This window comes from Rhizobium halophilum, from assembly GCF_021648825.1.
Taxonomy (GTDB): Bacteria; Pseudomonadota; Alphaproteobacteria; order Rhizobiales; family Rhizobiaceae; genus Neorhizobium; species Neorhizobium halophilum.
In genome coordinates this window covers 1-14,991 of record NZ_JAKJHS010000014.1, presented here as the reverse complement: position 1 = coordinate 14,991, position 14,991 = coordinate 1, and the positions used below count along the sequence as shown (strand labels likewise).

Here is a 14,991-nt window from a genome sequence, read left to right as displayed (position 1 = left end):
TGTTCTCGGCAAGATGCGGCGGCTCTCGTGTTCGGCATTTCACGAGGGCCGCTATTTCCCTTCATGTTGGCGGCGCGTGAGCCGCTTGCACAGCTTTGCCGCTCATTCATGCCCGCGCCGGAGAAAACATCTGGAAAGGCTCCCGGCAATCCTTTGCCCTGGGCAGACTATTATCGTGAGCTATACCGCACCGCGACCGGCTGGCTTGGCTGGACTCCGGAAGTGGCCTGGAACGCGACGCCGACTGAGATCAACGAAGCAGCAGCCGGCAAGTTTGCCATGCTCCGCGCCATCCACGGCAGCGGCGAAGACGACAAGCCGATCCGTGATCCCCTCGCACCCGTCCCACCTGAGAAGGTGAGGGAAGGTATTGCTCGGCTCCGCTCCCTTTCAGGGAAGGCCCGCTAATGCCGAAGCCACCACGCCTTTGCAGTTGCGGCAACATCGTGCCGCACGACCAACGTTGCGAGTGCCAGCGCAAGCAAGATCGCGAGCGCAAGGCGCGCCATGACCGAAACCGAGCTTCAGCACGCGAGCGCGGCTATGACCATAGATGGCGCAAGGCCCGCGCCGAATACCTGACACTTCATCCTTACTGCCGGATGTGCGGCAAGTCCGCCTCCGTCGTGGATCACGTCATTCCGCACAAAGGCGACCCGCGTCTGTTCTGGCACCGCGCTAACTGGCAACCGCTCTGCCAGCCCTGCCACGACTGCCACAAGCAACGGCAGGAGCGCAGCCAATGACCTCACTGCTGAAGTCGGTCCCTCCGCTCCATAAGAAGCTCATGCTCGACAAGCCGCCTGCCAGCGTCGGTGAGGCCGTTCCCCTCAGTAAGGCCAAGCTCCCTGAACCTTCCTTCCATCTCCGGTGTCAGGTTGGCGCTCTCGTGTCTGTAGAGCGTCACGAGGCTGTTCCATTCGTTGTAAGTGAAGTCTCGCCTAGCAACCATGTCATGCCTCTCCCTATTGAACCCTTTGAAGATAGCACGGTTTTGCAATTCGGCGGCATTAGCCAAGCTGTTTCCGAGTGGGCGCTAGATTACGGGATTACACCCGGCATCATCATTGCTCGCCTTCAGTCGGGCGTGTCCGTTGCCGACGCAATCACCACGCCTATGCGCGTGGGCTTCGCTGGGCAACGCCTGCCGAAGTTCCACAAGCAGCAGATCGGTCGCCTCAAAGTTCGGCCCAACGCCACAAAGGCGAACCTTCACGTACACGACGGAAGATCACTCACCCTCGGTCAATGGGCGAAAGCCTACGGCATGACAAAGGGAACTCTTCGCAGCCGTCTTAGGGGAGGATGGACGCTAGAAGAAGCGCTGACGACGCCTATTCGTCCGCTTCGCAAGGCAGACACCGGCATGACTGCAGAGGGGGCGGGGGTATCTGCCGACTTTGCACCCTTTGAGGGGACCGGCGCGGGGAGCACCGCGCAAGAGACACCGAATTTAACTTTTTCAGGAAATGACGCATGAGCACCGTCTCACTTGCGCTTGCGAAGGCGCATCTCAACATTGATCACACTGCCGATGATGAGCTTATCCAGCACTACGCCGATGCGGCCGAAAGCTGGATCTCGGATTTCATCGGGAAGCCGATCACCGACTTCAATCCTGTTCCGGCATCGCTGAAGCAGGCCGTGCTTCTGCTGGCGGCACACTTCTATGAGAACCGCGAAGGCGTTCTTGTCGGCATCAGCGCCGCCATGATCCCGTTCGGAGTGCTGGACCTTATCCGGTCGCACCGTGAAGGCGGGGGCATTCTCTGATGACTAGCCAGAATGATGGCGGCCTAGGCAATGTCATGGCCGCGATGGATCGTCTGAAAGCGGAAGCTCGTGCTGCCGTGATGGAGTCCCTGACAAAAGGGGCGACACATATTGCTGTGACGGCGCGAACCTTCGCGCCCGTAGACAGCGGCGATCTTCGCGACAGCATCGAAGTCACACCTCCCGGCGCACACACACCGCCCTATAGCCAGCCGGGCGGCTCCCGCGTGGCAGGCGAGAATGAAGTCATTATCACCGCCGGCAATGAGGACGTGCGCTATGCACACCTTGTCGAATACGGCACCGCAAACGCTGAAGCGCAGCCCTTCTTCTGGCCTGCCTATCGCCTCAACGCCGCGAAGATCAAACGCAATGCCGCAAGCCTGTTTAAGCGCCGGCTCAAGAAGGCTTGGAAGCCATGATTGAGCCGACCCTTGCCCTACAGACGGCCATCCGCACCCGGCTTGTCACGAATGCGACGATCACGGCGCTTGTGCCGGCCGCTCATATCCGTGCAGGAAGCACCCGCCCGGACAAGACCCCGTGCATCATCATGAGCGACGGCAGCACGGCGCTCCACGGCCATGACTATACCGCACAACGCGCCGCCTGGGTCTACATGGACTTGCATGTTTGGACACTCGACGCTGGCGAGGAAGCGGCGAAAGAGATCGCTTTTACTGTCTCAAACATCCTCGACAAGCGACTTCCGATTGATGACGGCTATTGCGATCACTTCCGCATAACCTCTTCCCGGTTCCCGCGTGATCCAAACCCCGCTCACGGCCACGGCATCTTGTCGGTGGAAGCTCTTCTTCGGTGGGTTGTCTAATGCGTGCCGGGAAGCTTGATCGCACCATCATCATTGAACGGCAGACCGAAACCGTGAAGCCGTCCGGCGCGGTTGTTATCGCCTGGACGGAAGTTGCCACCATGCGCGGAGAGATCGTGCAGCAGTCGGCAACCGAGTTTCTGACGGGCTACGGCGAAGCTGAGAACGGCACCGTCATCTTCCGCATTCGCTACCTGCCGGGCATCACCACGAATGACCGCGTGAACTTCGGCGGCGTGATCTACGACCTGAAGGAGATCAAGGAACTCGGGAGGCGGCGCGGCCTTGAGCTTCGGGCGGTTGCCACGTCATGACGCATCTTCGCGGCGTGAAGCCAGCCATCGAACGCGATGGCAATCCTTTGAAGAAAGCACCGGCAGCACCGAAACACCTTTCGCCTTATGCCCGCGCCGAATGGAAGCGGATCATGCCTAGCCTTATTGAGCGCGCCATCATCACGGCAGCAGACCTTGGTGGCGTGGAGGACTATTGCCGCGCACGCGGCCTTGTGCGCGAGATCGAAGATGCTCTTCGCGCATCTGGCGAGATCGACCTGAAGCTTTGCCGTGCACAGGATAAGGCAATGCAGACGGCCCGGCAACTCGCCGCCGAATATGGCTTGTCGCCTGTCTCACGCGCTCGTGTCGGTAGTGCCGCAAATGACGATGACGACGACGACAACCCGCTTGCCATCGGTAGGAACCGGCAGTGAGCAAGAGCGCATTCCCGCATTGGATCTATGACGGCAGCCCTATTCCTGACCCGCTCGGCTATGGGCAAGATGCCGTCGATTTCATCCGCGCACTAAAACACCCCGCAAGCACCATCCCGAAGGGCAGGTTTCAGCTTTACGATTTTCAGGAGCGTATGACGCGCCGGATCTATGGTCCGCGCAACCCGGACGGCAGCCGGATCATCCGCACTGTTTTCCTGATGTTGCCGCGAGGAAACCGGAAAACCAGTATCGCAGCAGCCTGGGCGCTTCTCCATACCGTTGGCCCGGAAGCTCGCCAGGCAGGACAAGCTATTTTCGCCGCGTCCGACCGCGAACAAGCAGGCATCGGCTTCAAGGAGGCTGCGAACATCGTGCGGGAAGACAAGCGGCTTGTTCGTGCCACCCGCATCTATGACGCGCACAACTCCGCAAAGAAGATCATTTCTCGGCAGAACAAGGCCGAACTTTTAGCAGTCTCGAGCGACGGCGCGGCACAGCACGGCAAGACGCCCTCTTTCGTCCTTGTGGACGAGATCCACGCTTGGAAGGGCCGCGAACTCTGGGAAGCGCTGAAGTCCGGTATGGCGAAAGTTCCCGACACCCTCATGATCATAGCCACGACAGCAGGCCGGGGGCAGGAAACCATCGGCTTTGAACTCTATGACTATGCCCGGAAGGTTGCGACTGGCGAGATCGATGATCCTTCCTTCCTGCCGATCATCTTCGAAGCCGAACCGGGCGACGATTGGCGAGATGAGGACGTTTGGCACAAGGTGAATCCCGGCCTGAAGCACGGCTTCCCCGACCTCGGCGGCTTGCGCACCATGGCGCGGGAAGCAGAGCACCGCCCCGCCGAACGGTTCGCATTCCAGCAGTACCATTTGAACGTCTGGCAAGCGGCGTCCCGTGATCCGCTCTTTGATATGGCGGTATATGACGCCGGGCATGATCCTAACTTCGACCTTGGCGACCTGGAAGGATTGCCCTGCTATCTCGGCGTTGATTTGTCACGCTCCGGTGACTTGACCGCTATCGTTGCCGCCTTCCGGCACGAGGATGGCCGGATCTCGGTGCATCCTTGGTTCTTCCTGCCATCTGAGGGCTTGGAAGACAAAGCCAAGGTTGAGCAGGTTCCTTACATCCGGTGGAGCGAGGACGGCCAGTTAGACGTGATCGAAGGCCCGGTGATCGAACCGGACGTGATCGCCAGCAAGATCATCGATCTTTGCGGCACCTTCGACGTGCAGGAAGTCGTCTTTGATCCGTCGCTTGCCGGGCCGCTCATGTCGAAGCTGATAGATCACGGCATCAACGTCCTACAGGTTCCTCAGACGGCGAAGCACATGCACGGCCCGATTTGTGACCTAGAGCGCGTCGTGAATGGTCGCCGGATCCGGCACGGTGCGCACCCGATCCTTCGCAACCATTTTGACAGCGTCGTGGTGAAGCGGGCGACCAGCGCCAGCGAACTGACCACGATGCACAAGGGCACCCGCCACAGCAATCATATCGACGGAGCTATCGCCGCCGCCCTGGCTGTCTCACGCGCCGCCGCTGGTGAACAACGTGGCTCCTATCTCGACACCGCCAATTTTGAAGAACTCTGGAATGAGGCCGCATAGCCATGGACGACACACAACGCCTTCTGATCTCCCTTGAAGGGCGGTTCAACAAGTATGAGCGCGATCTAGACCGCACGAGGAACCGCACCCGCACCAACTTCCGGGCGATGGAGAAGCAGGCGGCGGATAGCGCTCGAAAGATGGACAGCGTCATGTCCGGCGCACTTAAGAGCTTCGGCAAGGGACTGATCGGCGGCGCTATCGGTGGCCTCGCCATCGGTGGCCTTGACCAGATCGTGTCACGTGTTGGTGACATCGCCAAGGGTATCGCCAGCATCGGCAATGAGGCGAAGCGGGCCGGTCTCAGCACCAAAGCTTTCCAAGAACTTTCTTACGTCGCGCAGCAGAACCGGATCCAAGTTGACGCGCTTGTAGATGGCATGAAGGAGCTAAACCTTCGTGCAGACGAATTCATTGTGACAGGAAAGGGTAGCGCCGCCGAAGCATTCCAGCGGCTCGGCTACTCAGCGCAAGACCTGAAGCGCAAGCTCCAAGACCCTTCCGCCTTGCTCGTGGAGATCATCGGCCGGCTTCAGCAGTTGGATCGGGCGGCACAAATCCGCATCGCTGATGAGATCTTCGGCGGAACAGGTGGCGAGCGCTTCGTTGAACTAATCGACCAGGGCGCTGAAGGCATCCGCCGCACGATCAAAGAGGCCAATGATCTCGGCATCGTTATGGATGATGACCTTATCCGGCGCGCCGACGAATTGGACCGGAAGTTTCAGGCCATCGGCACCACGATCAGCACCTATACAAAGCAGGCCGTGGTTGGCCTTGTCGGTGCAATGGATGACTTTCTAGACCAGTTCAACAAGATCGAAGAGCAGTCAGATCGGAACGTTCAAGATCAACTGCTAGACCTCTACAGCGACATTGCCGCTGAGAAGCAGAAGCTTGCGGACCTTCAGCAGATCAGCCTTGGCACGCCTGCCGACGTGATGAACATCACCGCTTCACAGAAAGAGATCGAACGGCTCACGGCTGAAGCTATGCGCCTTCGCGACATCCTGGATCGGCGTAACGGCTACAGCGAGGACTTCATCTATAAGACCGGCGAAGATGCGAAGTATGCGAAGCCGCCCCTCGACAACCTCAACAATGCTCTATCCGGCACCGGCAGCGCGGCAGGGGCAGGCGCGAAGGGCTTGGACAGCTTCGCGAGCGCCGTGCGGGCGCTGAAGGATGAGGTTCCCGATCTCGCCAACGGCCTAGCTCAACTCGACGCGCAAACCCGGATCGATCAAGCCTATCGCGCCGCACTAGGCCAAGCTCGCACCATGGGCGAAGTCTATCTCGCCAATGAGCTTCGCGGGAACGCCCTTTCGGCTGTTGCCGTTCGCTCGGCTACCGATGATCCAACCCGCTACCTGACCAACGTGCTCGCCTCCGGCAAGTCGCAGGCGCATATCAACGGCCTTGCCAGCACCTTCGCTGAGAAGCTGGCGAAGATGTTGGCTTCGATGCCCGACGACTTGAAGGGCAGCGTCACCATCAATTCCGGCTATCGCTCGGTTGAGCGGCAGCAGCAGCTTTGGCTTCAGGCTCTTCAGAAGCACGGTTCGCCAGAAGCCGCTCGCAAGTGGGTTGCACCGCCCGGCAATAGCCAGCACAACAAGGGGAACGCTGCCGACCTCGGTTATGGTTCGGATGCTTCCCGGCAGTGGGTGCATGGAAACGCTTCCCGGTTCGGCCTGTCGTTCCCGCTCTCGAACGAGAACTGGCATATCGAGGACGCTGAAGCTCGGCAGCAGATCAACACGCAGGAGATGGAGCGGAAGATTGCCGTCGCGACTGAGCAGGCGGATGCCTATCGTCAGATCACGACAGAGGCCCGGAACTTCATCCTTGGGCAGCAGACGGAACGGCAGGCGCTCGCATTGACGACTGATGCCGCCGCTAAGCTACGCTACGAACAAGCCATGCTTGCGGAAGCGCAGCGGGCGGGCATCACCCTAACGGACCAGCAGCGGCAGGAGATTTCGAAGCTTGCTGCTGGCATGGCAGGTGCTGAAGGCTCCGTGCAGTCTTACGTGCAGACGCAAGAGCAGGCAGCGGCAGCCGCGCAGTTCTTCGGCCAGCAGGCCGTCGATGCTCTCTCTGGCCTTCTGACTGGCACCACGACCGCCGAACAGGCTTTGCAGCAGTTGTTGCAGACCCTGGTGAAAGCAGCGCTTCAGGCGGCTCTCTTAGGGGAGGGGCCGCTTGCTGGCCTCTTGGGTGGCAAACCGAAGGCACCGACCGGCAGCGGCGGCAGCAGTAAGAAAGGGCTTGGCTCTATCCTCGGCGGCTTCCTCGGCTTCGAAAGCGGCGGCTACACCGGCCACGGCGGCAAGCATGAGCCGGCAGGCGTGGTGCATCGTGGCGAGTACGTCATGAGCAAGCGCGCCGTAGGTAAGATCGGCATCGGCAACCTTGAAGCGCTCCACCAATCGGCGCTGCAGGGTTATTTCGGTGGTGGTCTCGTTGCTGGATCGCAGTTCGCCTCGGCCGCGAAGGAAGCCAAGATCAACGACAACGCGCCGCAGATCACCATTTCCGCACCCGTAACGGTCAATGCGAGCGGCGGCACACCGGAAGCCAACGCTGATCTTGCGAAGCAGGTTTCCCGCGAAATGGAAGCGACGATGCGCGGCGTGGTCGTGTCGGAAATCCAAAAGCAGATGAAGCCCGGCAATCTCTTGAATGGCGGAAGAGGGCGGTAAGGGCCGCTTGCCAATGTTCCGCTTCGGAACTGCTATATCACACTTGGAAAAAGAAACGCCTGCCGTGTGTAAGACGACAGGCGTTAGACAAGAGAAACAACCACCGCTGTAAAGGTAATTGCATGTTTGATTATAGCAGAATCGCCGCTGCACTTCGAAGAAAAAACGGCGAGCCGGTAGATTTTGTTTTCGCGGAACTAGTCGAGATCGCGAAAGGCTCTTGTGCTTCTTCACGTGAAGCCAGCGCTGCCGATCAAGCCTCACTTTCTGAGCTTGAAGCCGTTGCTTTCGACGATGCACCAAAACCCGATTTTGCAACCAAATCGGACCCCTCAGATCATCCTCAAAGCCTTGTGGGGCACCGACTTCCGGCATCTGTTGATGTTGAGCCTATAGTATATACACCGCCCCAACACTCTACTAGCTCTACTAACTCCACCAGCTCCACCCTTCTCACCAACGCTACATCCTCACACCCGGTTAGCTCCACTACAGCGACACCATCCAACGGTAGCGCCGAAGGCGCAGCAAGGCCGAAGGCCGCGCAGGTCGAGCGAAGCGAGACAAGCACCACTGACCCGAAGGCCATCCGCCTCCAGACTATTCGGGAACGGGTTGCCAGCAACAAGGGTAGGGGAAGGCATAAGCCGCGCCACAACGCCGTTCGTTGCTTATCCGAAAGCTACACCCGAGACGAGCGGCGGCAGCGGACAGCGCTTCATATCAGCCTCTACCCGGCCTATGCCTTTAGTTTGCTTCTGTCGCATGAGCAGGCCGCTTACCTCTCAAATTTGAAGGACCGAGATCCGGCCCGTGCCTTTAGTCAGTCTTTCTACCGGAAATGCAGGAAAGTCCTCGGCAGAACCCTATGGCTGACGTTTCAGTTTGAATCCTCGGAAGAAGGGACGATGCACCTCCACGGCGCGATCATCCCCGAGGATGTGCACGAACCAACACTCCGGCTCATCCTGAAGCAGGCGGCTGGCGTCATCCATGGCCCGGCAGCAGCATTCCAGCTTGAGTGGAAGCCGCTTCGAGACCGCCACTGGTATACCTATTGTGTGAAGGCGGCAGCGCAGTCGGCTGAAGCTTTTGGCACTGACAAGCTCTACCACGCCTCCGAAGGCCTGAAGCGGGAAGCAATGGCCCACAATGACAAGCAGCGCCGCCTAGAGCGGGCTTATCCGCATCCGGCCCTCAGCAGACGTGCGAAAAGCAACTAGTTTGTTCGCGGTCGGCGCCAATGCTTTCCACAAGCTCGGCGGTGGTTGTGGAGATCGGCGTATCTACAACTCTGAGAGCGGCTGGCTGTTGACACTCCCCCTGGGTGCAAGCAGCATATTTGAAGTTGTCCCTCACTGATTCGATTTTCGTTTTGGTGAAAGGACCGACGATGAAGCAGCGCAGCAGGCTTTCCCTCAGCTTTGGCAAGTTCAAGGTCTCCGGCACTGGCTGGGCCATCGGCTTCGCTTTCCTCCTAGCAGTGATCGGTCTTCTCCGACCCCTGCTGATCTGGGCAGTGATCACCCTGGCACCCATTTGGCTCCCGGCTATTGGCATTGACGTTCCCATCGGATCACCGGCACTTGTCGCGTGATCTGCTGGCAGCCTCTTTCCGACGCGCTTCTCGCCACAGCCGAAGCTCCCGCATCACTCCCGGCACAACCGGAATGATCAGCCCCGCCAGCAACAGCCAGTCCATCTTGCTCATTTCGATCTCCTTCAACTGCATGTCGAGCGCATTGTAGGGGCCGAATGGTTGCCGTGGATTCTCGGATGTTGATAAGTCACCGGTGACTTACTATAACTATTTATAATCGTTGAATAATTTGTGTAGACGGCGATTCGCAAATCAGTCACAACGTCCCCGTCAACATACCTTTAGGACGGGTTGAAAATGCAAATCGAGACTACCGAAGTTTACCTGCCGACTGCCACCTATGACCGGCTTATTGCCGCCCTCATGACCGCACCACGGGAATGCGCCTGGACCGGCGCACCGGATGCCGACCAGATCAAGATCGCCTTAGGGGAGGTGGCGGACATATGGCCCGCTTCGATTGCGCCACAAGCCAATTGACAAAGCGCATGGTGTTATGTATAAGACACCAACACTAAAACCGCTGATAGGACGTTTATGGCACTCACGAACGCGGAGAAGGTCCGGCGCTACCAGCAGCGTCAAAAGGAGAAAGAACGTCGACTTCCTGACGCGACTGATGGTTTCTTGAAGAAGCCTTTTTCTGATGGAGATCGATGGTCTGCAATGGATTGGTATCTTGAGACGGCAGGCATAGCCATTCCTGATTATGCCGTTGCCGGCGACAGTGATCCGGAATGGAAGGAAGAGGACGGTCCTAACCGTGGCTCTATCGGCCGCGCCGAAAGGATCGTTGGTTTGCTGCTAGACGCGGCGGGCGCGCTGGCAGGACAAATCAACCAGTACAAGACAGACGAGATCAACGCCCGGATTACAGAGCTTGAACAAGCTGACCTCAATGATCCGGACGTAAGGAAACAGGCGTTGGCGGATATCGTGACGCTTACGAAGATCCGCGACCAGCTACAGAAGCAGGTCCGGTGGACCCTTCCACAGTGGAGGGTGAAGAGTGACTAGCTACGACAGGAGAGAAAATGAGTAGCACCCAAAACGAAGAAAGCAGCGTGGCTCGGTCGCCAAACTTCCCCACGCCGCTTTCCGTAAATCCCAACAGCAATGAAGCCGAAGGAGGCTCTATGAATACCACGGTCACAACGCCAGCCGCAATGCTCACTGAACAGGAGCTTTGGGAGCAGTTCTCACAGATGACCATCGAACGGCGGGACAATCTTTCCTTCGAGGCGAAAAGCTATCGGGTTATCGATCTTGTAGAGGATTGCGGCTTCAACGGTTTCATCTCGGACTTCTCGCAACACGTCGCTGCTGACATTGCCAATAGCGACAATCCGTCAAGTGAGCTTGATTGCTGGATTGATGACCTTGAATGCTGGCTGACAAGCCTCAAGCAAGTCAGCCACGATTTCGAAAGACTAAGGGCTGCGCACCAGTTCACGCCAGAAGAGCCGGATGGGTCAGCTGACGACGAGACCTATGCGAAGTGGGAACAGGCCGCGAATGAGGCTGATACAAACCCTCGCTATCGCTCACCTTCTACGCCCCTTGTTGGTATCCTATTGGAAGAGATCGCAAGCTTGCGAGCACGAGTAGCGGAGTATGAAGCCGTTCCTGGGGAGACCGCGTGATGCCGATTATCCCGATCAGAGAGACCGAAGAAATCGATCCGCGTCAGCTACTGGAATACGAGATCACGGAGATCATCAATGATGCCTTGCTCAGCCAAGAGGACATTACTCCGCTGGATGTCACATGGTCGATTCTCGCGGCTGTAGATCAGAGCGGGGTTTTTATCACGGCACCGCTTGCGTCTGCCGACGTGGAACGCGCTAAGTCCGAAAATGAGGCGGCAGAGCGGGCCGGCAAATACCTTGATCTTGACGCGCTCCCGAAGCGGGAAGGGGAACGGACTGTTGCCGATCTTCGGAAGGACGGCGGCACCCCTGAAGAGCGTGAAATCGTCCGGAGCGCGATCCGGGACACCAAGAGAGCGATGGACGAACAGGCCCTTCGTGGTCTTGGCCTGATGTGACTGTTAGCTGTTAGAAGGCCGCCGCCTTCCGGGGCGGCCTTTTTGCTATCGGTTACGTGGCGTATGATCCAGTCCACGGCCATAGATATACTTCTTCAGGCGGCATTCCGTCGTACAGCTTTGGATCAACGAACCCTACTTCAAACCCTGTGTCTCTCGATACGTGGTAGACGAATATGGTGTGATGTAGATCCTCATCAAAGATCGTGTGATACGTAACGCAGCCCACTATGAATTCTGGGATCTCACTCGATGTGTGATAGAATTCGTTAGTCATGGTGGTATGAAACATCCACCGCCGTTCAACCACGCCGTTGGGCGCCAGCATAATCCCATTGATCTTGAGGTGAGCACCGGACTCCTTTCTGAGATAGGAAACGGCTCCTCCTATCTCATCCAAGGACGCTGCGATCACATTAGTAGACACGTTGAGCGCTGGCGTTTTACCCGCGTTTTTATTTTCGATGACAATCGGTAGTCCCCAATTTCCATCCGGGTCTAGAGTGATATGGCTCATAGGCTTCACTCTTGAAACGATCCATGCCCGTTCAGAAGTTTCATTGGAAGTTCGCGTGATCTCGTTCGCTTCACGTGCTGCCTCGGCGGTTCCACGAGTTGCAAGTAACGTTTCTCTCACCCAGTAGAGACCGATAACGCTGAAGCCTACACCTATCATAGACGTCAAAAGCAGTCCAAAGGTCCAATCTGCTATTTCGCGATCAGACCCCCCATAAGGAGAGTTGTTGTAGTAGAGCTTAAGATTGACAGCATAGATTGTAAGTGCGGAAATGACGACAAAGCCGAGGAAAAACATCAGTGATACTAGGCGTCGCATTCTACAAATTCTCCACGATTCGACGCCGAAGTTACCGTAGTTATCGGGAATATGCACTCCGGTTCCCAATCCTCCCCCGTTGTTCCCAGGAGCGGCTGACGCTTAGAGAGATCCTGATTAGCCACAGTGGAAGGTTATCGAGTGGTGCGTCGCTCGCCTAGAGCTTACACGTCAGCCGACGGCATCTACTGGAAGATTTCGCGACTTTCGGTATTGATATAGATTCGGTTCGAAACCGTCGCTCCCCCGCAATAGGTGAAGTAGACCGGCTTTGGCTTGTGGGCCACGGAGCGGGTCCAACCACCCCAATAGTTAAGATCCTGCTCGGTGCAGGTGCCCTTCTTTACGAGCTTTGCCGATGCTGTTTGAAATGCTTCCTTATACCGGAGATAGTCGTCGGACTTGAGGATCGCCGGCGCGATCTTGGCCCGGTCGGCATCTGTGACTGTAGTGTCGGCGCATCCCGAAAGACCTAAAAGGCCCACTAGAAACGTTGATACCATCTTGTGCATGTGAAAGGCTCGCTTTGATCGCCACGATTTTCCAAAGGATAGCCTAGGTCTGTTAACGGCCCTTTGTCGCCTGAACTTAAATGCGTTCAGAGCGTATGTGCGGGGGAGGCGGAAGTGAAGGGTAGTTGCCTTTCCGCAGGATGCGGACTATATCCATGTCGAGAACGGAATGTTGGCTGTTACGGCGTTACAAAGAGCGGGAAGTAGTCGTTGTAATTCAACGAGCTATGGGAATTCGAATCTCTCCACTCCGACCACGATTTTCCCGCGAAATCTATGACGTCAGCGTTCCTGCGTAGCCAGGCCTTGCCCTGTGAGCACAGTGGGAAGTCCCTCAGGCCGTACGGTAACCTCGCGACTGCGTTCGCCTCAATGCGGCTCTTGGCGATGCTCCTCGCGGTAATGTTCGATCTGCGTCACCGTAAAGTAATAGACCCCAAGGCCTAAAGCCACTGCGACGAACGGCATTCCCAACAGAGCGTAGGCTGCGATCCAACTCATAGGAGCCTCCCTTACAGGTTTGCCCCCTCTCTGGCTCCATAACGGCCCTTCGTGGCTCACAGTTCCTACACTGTGCCGTGATGCGGATAACCGCTGCAGCGCCGTATTGCTTCCATGCCATTGACGCCCGATCTTGCCCTGCGGGCAATGCATCGCAGTACGTCCTTGCGCTAATCCCTCACCGAAGCTGGGGAATAGAAAGTGAAAAGAAATATGCCGAGCAACCCGACAACTGCTGTCGTTTCGAGAAGGAAAGCCAGGTCCAGGCCGTCCATCCGGATGTTCCCGTAGAACCCACGCCTGAAGAGAATCACCAGATGCGTGATCGGGTTCATCAGGACGTAGTCGCGGTAGGGCAGCGGTAGGCTGCTTGGGAGATAGAAAACGCCGGAAACAAGAAGCAGAGGTCGCATAAGGATGTCATAGAGCTTCTGGTAGATCGGATAGCGGGGAAAAAGAGATGCGTTCACCATCGCCACCGAGGCTCCCAGACACAAGCCTATCGCCAATGCCAGAAGGAGCGGTTCCCAGTTCAGATAGATCGGCTGTCGCGTCGTTAGGACGAGTGGACCCAGGATGATCGTGGAAACGACAACGAAGGTCATCGCCTGCAGAAACAGCCTGGCAACGAGTGGGTCGAAAGGCGCCACCACGGGGTAGGTGAGGAGGTTCTTGTTCGCGCTGATGGCAGGTGTGGCATAATCGGCCGTTCCCCTGAACAAATGATAGCCGAAATACCCTGTCGCGAAGAAAAGGGTGAAGCCTCCGGGCAGATTGGTGCTTCTCGCAATCGCGTGGAACAGGATGCTCATCATGATGATGTATCCGAGCGGTTCTCCCAGCGCCCAGAAGTAGCCGCCGGGGCTTTTCCCGTACCTCGTAGACATCTCCCGAAGGCAAAATGCGCTCGCGATGCGCAGGTGAGTCAGGATGAAAGACAAGGGCAACTCGTTGCTTCAGGGAGATGACAGCGAGGTTTGCATAACCCTTCTGGCTCCTGAAGACAACGCGCAGCCTCAGAGAGGGGTGGCGCGTGACGGGGCAACCAATGTCGCGCCCTGCAGATCCATTCGGCGTCGTCGCAAACGAAATCTCATCCGCGGCGCTCGACGCACGGCTGCCGGGCATTTCTGGCGCCGACGCCGCTCTTCCGCTCCGCCTGCCCGGTCCTCCGATGCAGTCTGCTGTCTCGAGCGGTTCTCATTTGTTCTCTTTGCTTTCGCCAGGAATTGCCGCTATAGAGCCATCGATACGGATTGCTTTGGCCGGCTCGGGTCAGAGGGCGGGGTTCAACCCTTCCCACGCTGACGACGCGCCGGAGCCAGTCCGGCCATTCAGGGAGCGTCGTCGCGAATGTCCGCCAAGATTTATCGTCCCGCACGAAACGCCATGCAGTCTGGCAAGGCGAAAACCCATCTCTGGGTCCTGGAATTTGACCAGGAGGCGCCGCGACGGATCGATCCGGTTCTTGGATACACATCTTCATCCGATACCCGACAGCAGGTGAGGCTGACCTTCGAAACGCAGGAGCAGGCGGAAGCCTATGCCAAACGCGAAGGGATCGAGTATCGCGTCGTTCCGCCGAAGGAAGTGGTCCGGCAGGTCGTCTCCTATACGGACAATTTCCGGTACAACCGCATCCAGCCCTGGACGCATTGACCGGTTTTGGCGCCCCGGCGCCCGTCGGCCCCGTAGCTCAGCTGGATAGAGCATTCGCCTTCTAAGCGAACGGTCGCAGGTTCGAATCCTGCCGGGGTCGCCATTCCGTTGGGTGTCCGACCCGGACACATAGGTAACGGTTTGTACCTAAGACATGGGTGACAACCTCGTGCCGAACGGATTGTCGATG

The 14,991-nt window shown here is 57.8% G+C and carries 22 protein-coding genes and 1 tRNA gene; 18 read left to right on the top strand and 5 right to left on the bottom strand.

The features are described from left to right. Window positions 1-27 precede the first annotated feature (27 nt). The 12 genes from LXM96_RS19285 (at window position 28) to LXM96_RS19225 (ending at window position 9,244) form a co-directional block, all read left to right on the top strand. Window positions 28-408 (top strand): hypothetical protein, encoded by a 381-nt coding sequence (locus LXM96_RS19285; protein WP_240000197.1) that lies wholly within the window; start codon window positions 28-30, stop codon window positions 406-408. After that, window positions 408-746 (top strand): HNH endonuclease, encoded by a 339-nt coding sequence (locus tag LXM96_RS19280; RefSeq protein WP_240000196.1) that lies wholly within the window; start codon window positions 408-410, stop codon window positions 744-746. The genes LXM96_RS19285 and LXM96_RS19280 overlap by 1 nt, the downstream gene beginning before the upstream one ends. Then, the gene (locus tag LXM96_RS19270) at window positions 743-1,480 is read left to right on the top strand and encodes a hypothetical protein (protein WP_317208279.1); all 738 of its coding nucleotides are present in this window, start codon (window positions 743-745) and stop codon (window positions 1,478-1,480) included. The genes LXM96_RS19280 and LXM96_RS19270 overlap by 4 nt, the downstream gene beginning before the upstream one ends. Next, window positions 1,477-1,773 carry a head-tail connector protein gene (locus tag LXM96_RS19265; protein ID WP_240000193.1) on the top strand — a complete coding sequence of 99 codons (297 nt, stop codon included), beginning with the start codon at window positions 1,477-1,479 and terminating at the stop codon, window positions 1,771-1,773. The genes LXM96_RS19270 and LXM96_RS19265 overlap by 4 nt, the downstream gene beginning before the upstream one ends. Then, a complete protein-coding gene (locus LXM96_RS19260) occupies window positions 1,773-2,195 on the top strand; it encodes an HK97-gp10 family putative phage morphogenesis protein (protein WP_240000192.1) in 423 nt (140 codons plus the stop codon). Before LXM96_RS19265 ends, LXM96_RS19260 begins: the two co-directional genes overlap by 1 nt. Then, window positions 2,192-2,605, top strand: coding sequence for a DUF3168 domain-containing protein (locus LXM96_RS19255; protein WP_240000191.1), 414 nt, complete (start codon window positions 2,192-2,194; stop codon window positions 2,603-2,605). The genes LXM96_RS19260 and LXM96_RS19255 overlap by 4 nt, the downstream gene beginning before the upstream one ends. After that, complete coding sequence (locus LXM96_RS19250; RefSeq protein ID WP_240000190.1) at window positions 2,605-2,919, top strand: phage head closure protein; 315 nt, start codon at window positions 2,605-2,607, stop codon at window positions 2,917-2,919. Before LXM96_RS19255 ends, LXM96_RS19250 begins: the two co-directional genes overlap by 1 nt. Then, window positions 2,916-3,317, top strand: a complete 402-nt coding sequence (locus tag LXM96_RS19245; protein WP_240000189.1) for a phage terminase small subunit P27 family — start codon at window positions 2,916-2,918, stop codon at window positions 3,315-3,317. The genes LXM96_RS19250 and LXM96_RS19245 overlap by 4 nt, the downstream gene beginning before the upstream one ends. Next, on the top strand, window positions 3,314-4,942 hold the full coding sequence (locus LXM96_RS19240; protein ID WP_240000188.1) for a terminase large subunit: 1,629 nt from the start codon (window positions 3,314-3,316) through the stop codon (window positions 4,940-4,942). The genes LXM96_RS19245 and LXM96_RS19240 overlap by 4 nt, the downstream gene beginning before the upstream one ends. 2 nt (window positions 4,943-4,944) lie before the next feature. Further along, window positions 4,945-7,647, top strand: coding sequence for a D-alanyl-D-alanine carboxypeptidase family protein (locus LXM96_RS19235; protein ID WP_240000187.1), 2,703 nt, complete (start codon window positions 4,945-4,947; stop codon window positions 7,645-7,647). Between the two features lie 122 nt (window positions 7,648-7,769). Further along, on the top strand, window positions 7,770-8,870 hold the full coding sequence (locus LXM96_RS19230) for a hypothetical protein (protein ID WP_240000186.1): 1,101 nt from the start codon (window positions 7,770-7,772) through the stop codon (window positions 8,868-8,870). Between the two features lie 170 nt (window positions 8,871-9,040). Then, a complete protein-coding gene (locus LXM96_RS19225; RefSeq protein ID WP_240000185.1) occupies window positions 9,041-9,244 on the top strand; it encodes a hypothetical protein in 204 nt (67 codons plus the stop codon). Here the strand turns inward: LXM96_RS19225 and LXM96_RS21680 are convergent. After that, the gene (locus LXM96_RS21680; protein WP_262913768.1) at window positions 9,224-9,358 is read right to left on the bottom strand and encodes a hypothetical protein; all 135 of its coding nucleotides are present in this window, start codon (window positions 9,356-9,358) and stop codon (window positions 9,224-9,226) included. The two genes, LXM96_RS19225 and LXM96_RS21680, sit on opposite strands and share 21 nt — an antisense overlap. Window positions 9,359-9,544: 186 nt before the next feature. Between LXM96_RS21680 and LXM96_RS19220 the strand changes: the two genes are divergently transcribed. The 4 genes from LXM96_RS19220 to LXM96_RS19205 all read left to right on the top strand — a co-directional run bounded on the left by LXM96_RS19220 (window position 9,545) and on the right by LXM96_RS19205 (window position 11,294). Then, the gene (locus LXM96_RS19220; RefSeq protein WP_240000184.1) at window positions 9,545-9,727 is read left to right on the top strand and encodes a hypothetical protein; all 183 of its coding nucleotides are present in this window, start codon (window positions 9,545-9,547) and stop codon (window positions 9,725-9,727) included. Window positions 9,728-9,913: 186 nt separating this feature from the next. Beyond that, window positions 9,914-10,264, top strand: a complete 351-nt coding sequence (locus tag LXM96_RS19215; protein ID WP_240000183.1) for a hypothetical protein — start codon at window positions 9,914-9,916, stop codon at window positions 10,262-10,264. Between the two features lie 17 nt (window positions 10,265-10,281). Then, entirely contained in the window at window positions 10,282-10,890 is a 609-nt protein-coding gene (locus LXM96_RS19210) for a hypothetical protein (protein WP_240000182.1), read from the top strand. Then, a complete protein-coding gene (locus LXM96_RS19205; protein ID WP_240000181.1) occupies window positions 10,890-11,294 on the top strand; it encodes a hypothetical protein in 405 nt (134 codons plus the stop codon). Before LXM96_RS19210 ends, LXM96_RS19205 begins: the two co-directional genes overlap by 1 nt. A gap of 52 nt (window positions 11,295-11,346) precedes the next feature. On the opposite strand, the gene LXM96_RS19200 is transcribed toward LXM96_RS19205, so the two are convergent. The 4 genes from LXM96_RS19200 to LXM96_RS19190 all read right to left on the bottom strand — a co-directional run bounded on the left by LXM96_RS19200 (window position 11,347) and on the right by LXM96_RS19190 (window position 14,083). After that, window positions 11,347-12,129 carry a hypothetical protein gene (locus LXM96_RS19200; protein ID WP_240000180.1) on the bottom strand — a complete coding sequence of 261 codons (783 nt, stop codon included), beginning with the start codon at window positions 12,127-12,129 and terminating at the stop codon, window positions 11,347-11,349. Window positions 12,130-12,314: 185 nt separating this feature from the next. Next, entirely contained in the window at window positions 12,315-12,641 is a 327-nt protein-coding gene (locus tag LXM96_RS19195) for a CCDC34 family protein (RefSeq protein WP_240000179.1), read from the bottom strand. A gap of 369 nt (window positions 12,642-13,010) precedes the next feature. Next, window positions 13,011-13,142 carry a hypothetical protein gene (locus LXM96_RS21675; RefSeq protein WP_262913767.1) on the bottom strand — a complete coding sequence of 44 codons (132 nt, stop codon included), beginning with the start codon at window positions 13,140-13,142 and terminating at the stop codon, window positions 13,011-13,013. A 170-nt stretch (window positions 13,143-13,312) separates the two neighbouring features. Continuing rightward, window positions 13,313-14,083, bottom strand: a complete 771-nt coding sequence (locus tag LXM96_RS19190) for an ABC transporter permease (protein WP_240000178.1) — start codon at window positions 14,081-14,083, stop codon at window positions 13,313-13,315. Window positions 14,084-14,495: 412 nt separating this feature from the next. Here LXM96_RS19190 and LXM96_RS19185 point away from each other — a divergent pair, with 412 nt between their 5' ends. After that, a complete protein-coding gene (locus LXM96_RS19185) occupies window positions 14,496-14,801 on the top strand; it encodes an ETC complex I subunit (RefSeq protein WP_240000177.1) in 306 nt (101 codons plus the stop codon). Window positions 14,802-14,827: 26 nt separating this feature from the next. Then, window positions 14,828-14,904, top strand: a tRNA-Arg gene (locus LXM96_RS19180). The last annotated feature ends 87 nt before the right edge of the window (window positions 14,905-14,991 follow it).

What these genes read in the sequence shown, in the direction of transcription:
- LXM96_RS19280 (WP_240000196.1), top strand. Translation starts at nt 408, where the DNA reads ATGCCGAAGCCACCACGCCTTTGCAGTTGCGGCAACATCGTGCCGCAC.
- LXM96_RS19270 (WP_317208279.1), top strand. Translation starts at nt 743, where the DNA reads ATGACCTCACTGCTGAAGTCGGTCCCTCCGCTCCATAAGAAGCTCATG.
- LXM96_RS19265 (WP_240000193.1), top strand. Translation starts at nt 1,477, where the DNA reads ATGAGCACCGTCTCACTTGCGCTTGCGAAGGCGCATCTCAACATTGAT.
- LXM96_RS19260 (WP_240000192.1), top strand. Translation starts at nt 1,773, where the DNA reads ATGACTAGCCAGAATGATGGCGGCCTAGGCAATGTCATGGCCGCGATG.
- LXM96_RS19255 (WP_240000191.1), top strand. Translation starts at nt 2,192, where the DNA reads ATGATTGAGCCGACCCTTGCCCTACAGACGGCCATCCGCACCCGGCTT.
- LXM96_RS19250 (WP_240000190.1), top strand. Translation starts at nt 2,605, where the DNA reads ATGCGTGCCGGGAAGCTTGATCGCACCATCATCATTGAACGGCAGACC.
- LXM96_RS19245 (WP_240000189.1), top strand. Translation starts at nt 2,916, where the DNA reads ATGACGCATCTTCGCGGCGTGAAGCCAGCCATCGAACGCGATGGCAAT.
- LXM96_RS19235 (WP_240000187.1), top strand. Translation starts at nt 4,945, where the DNA reads ATGGACGACACACAACGCCTTCTGATCTCCCTTGAAGGGCGGTTCAAC.
- LXM96_RS19230 (WP_240000186.1), top strand. Translation starts at nt 7,770, where the DNA reads ATGTTTGATTATAGCAGAATCGCCGCTGCACTTCGAAGAAAAAACGGC.
- LXM96_RS19225 (WP_240000185.1), top strand. Translation starts at nt 9,041, where the DNA reads ATGAAGCAGCGCAGCAGGCTTTCCCTCAGCTTTGGCAAGTTCAAGGTC.
- LXM96_RS21680 (WP_262913768.1), bottom strand. Translation starts at nt 9,358, where the DNA reads ATGAGCAAGATGGACTGGCTGTTGCTGGCGGGGCTGATCATTCCGGTT.
- LXM96_RS19220 (WP_240000184.1), top strand. Translation starts at nt 9,545, where the DNA reads ATGCAAATCGAGACTACCGAAGTTTACCTGCCGACTGCCACCTATGAC.
- LXM96_RS19215 (WP_240000183.1), top strand. Translation starts at nt 9,914, where the DNA reads ATGGATTGGTATCTTGAGACGGCAGGCATAGCCATTCCTGATTATGCC.
- LXM96_RS19210 (WP_240000182.1), top strand. Translation starts at nt 10,282, where the DNA reads ATGAGTAGCACCCAAAACGAAGAAAGCAGCGTGGCTCGGTCGCCAAAC.
- LXM96_RS19205 (WP_240000181.1), top strand. Translation starts at nt 10,890, where the DNA reads ATGCCGATTATCCCGATCAGAGAGACCGAAGAAATCGATCCGCGTCAG.
- LXM96_RS19200 (WP_240000180.1), bottom strand. Translation starts at nt 12,129, where the DNA reads ATGCGACGCCTAGTATCACTGATGTTTTTCCTCGGCTTTGTCGTCATT.
- LXM96_RS19195 (WP_240000179.1), bottom strand. Translation starts at nt 12,641, where the DNA reads ATGCACAAGATGGTATCAACGTTTCTAGTGGGCCTTTTAGGTCTTTCG.
- LXM96_RS21675 (WP_262913767.1), bottom strand. Translation starts at nt 13,142, where the DNA reads ATGAGTTGGATCGCAGCCTACGCTCTGTTGGGAATGCCGTTCGTCGCA.
- LXM96_RS19185 (WP_240000177.1), top strand. Translation starts at nt 14,496, where the DNA reads ATGTCCGCCAAGATTTATCGTCCCGCACGAAACGCCATGCAGTCTGGC.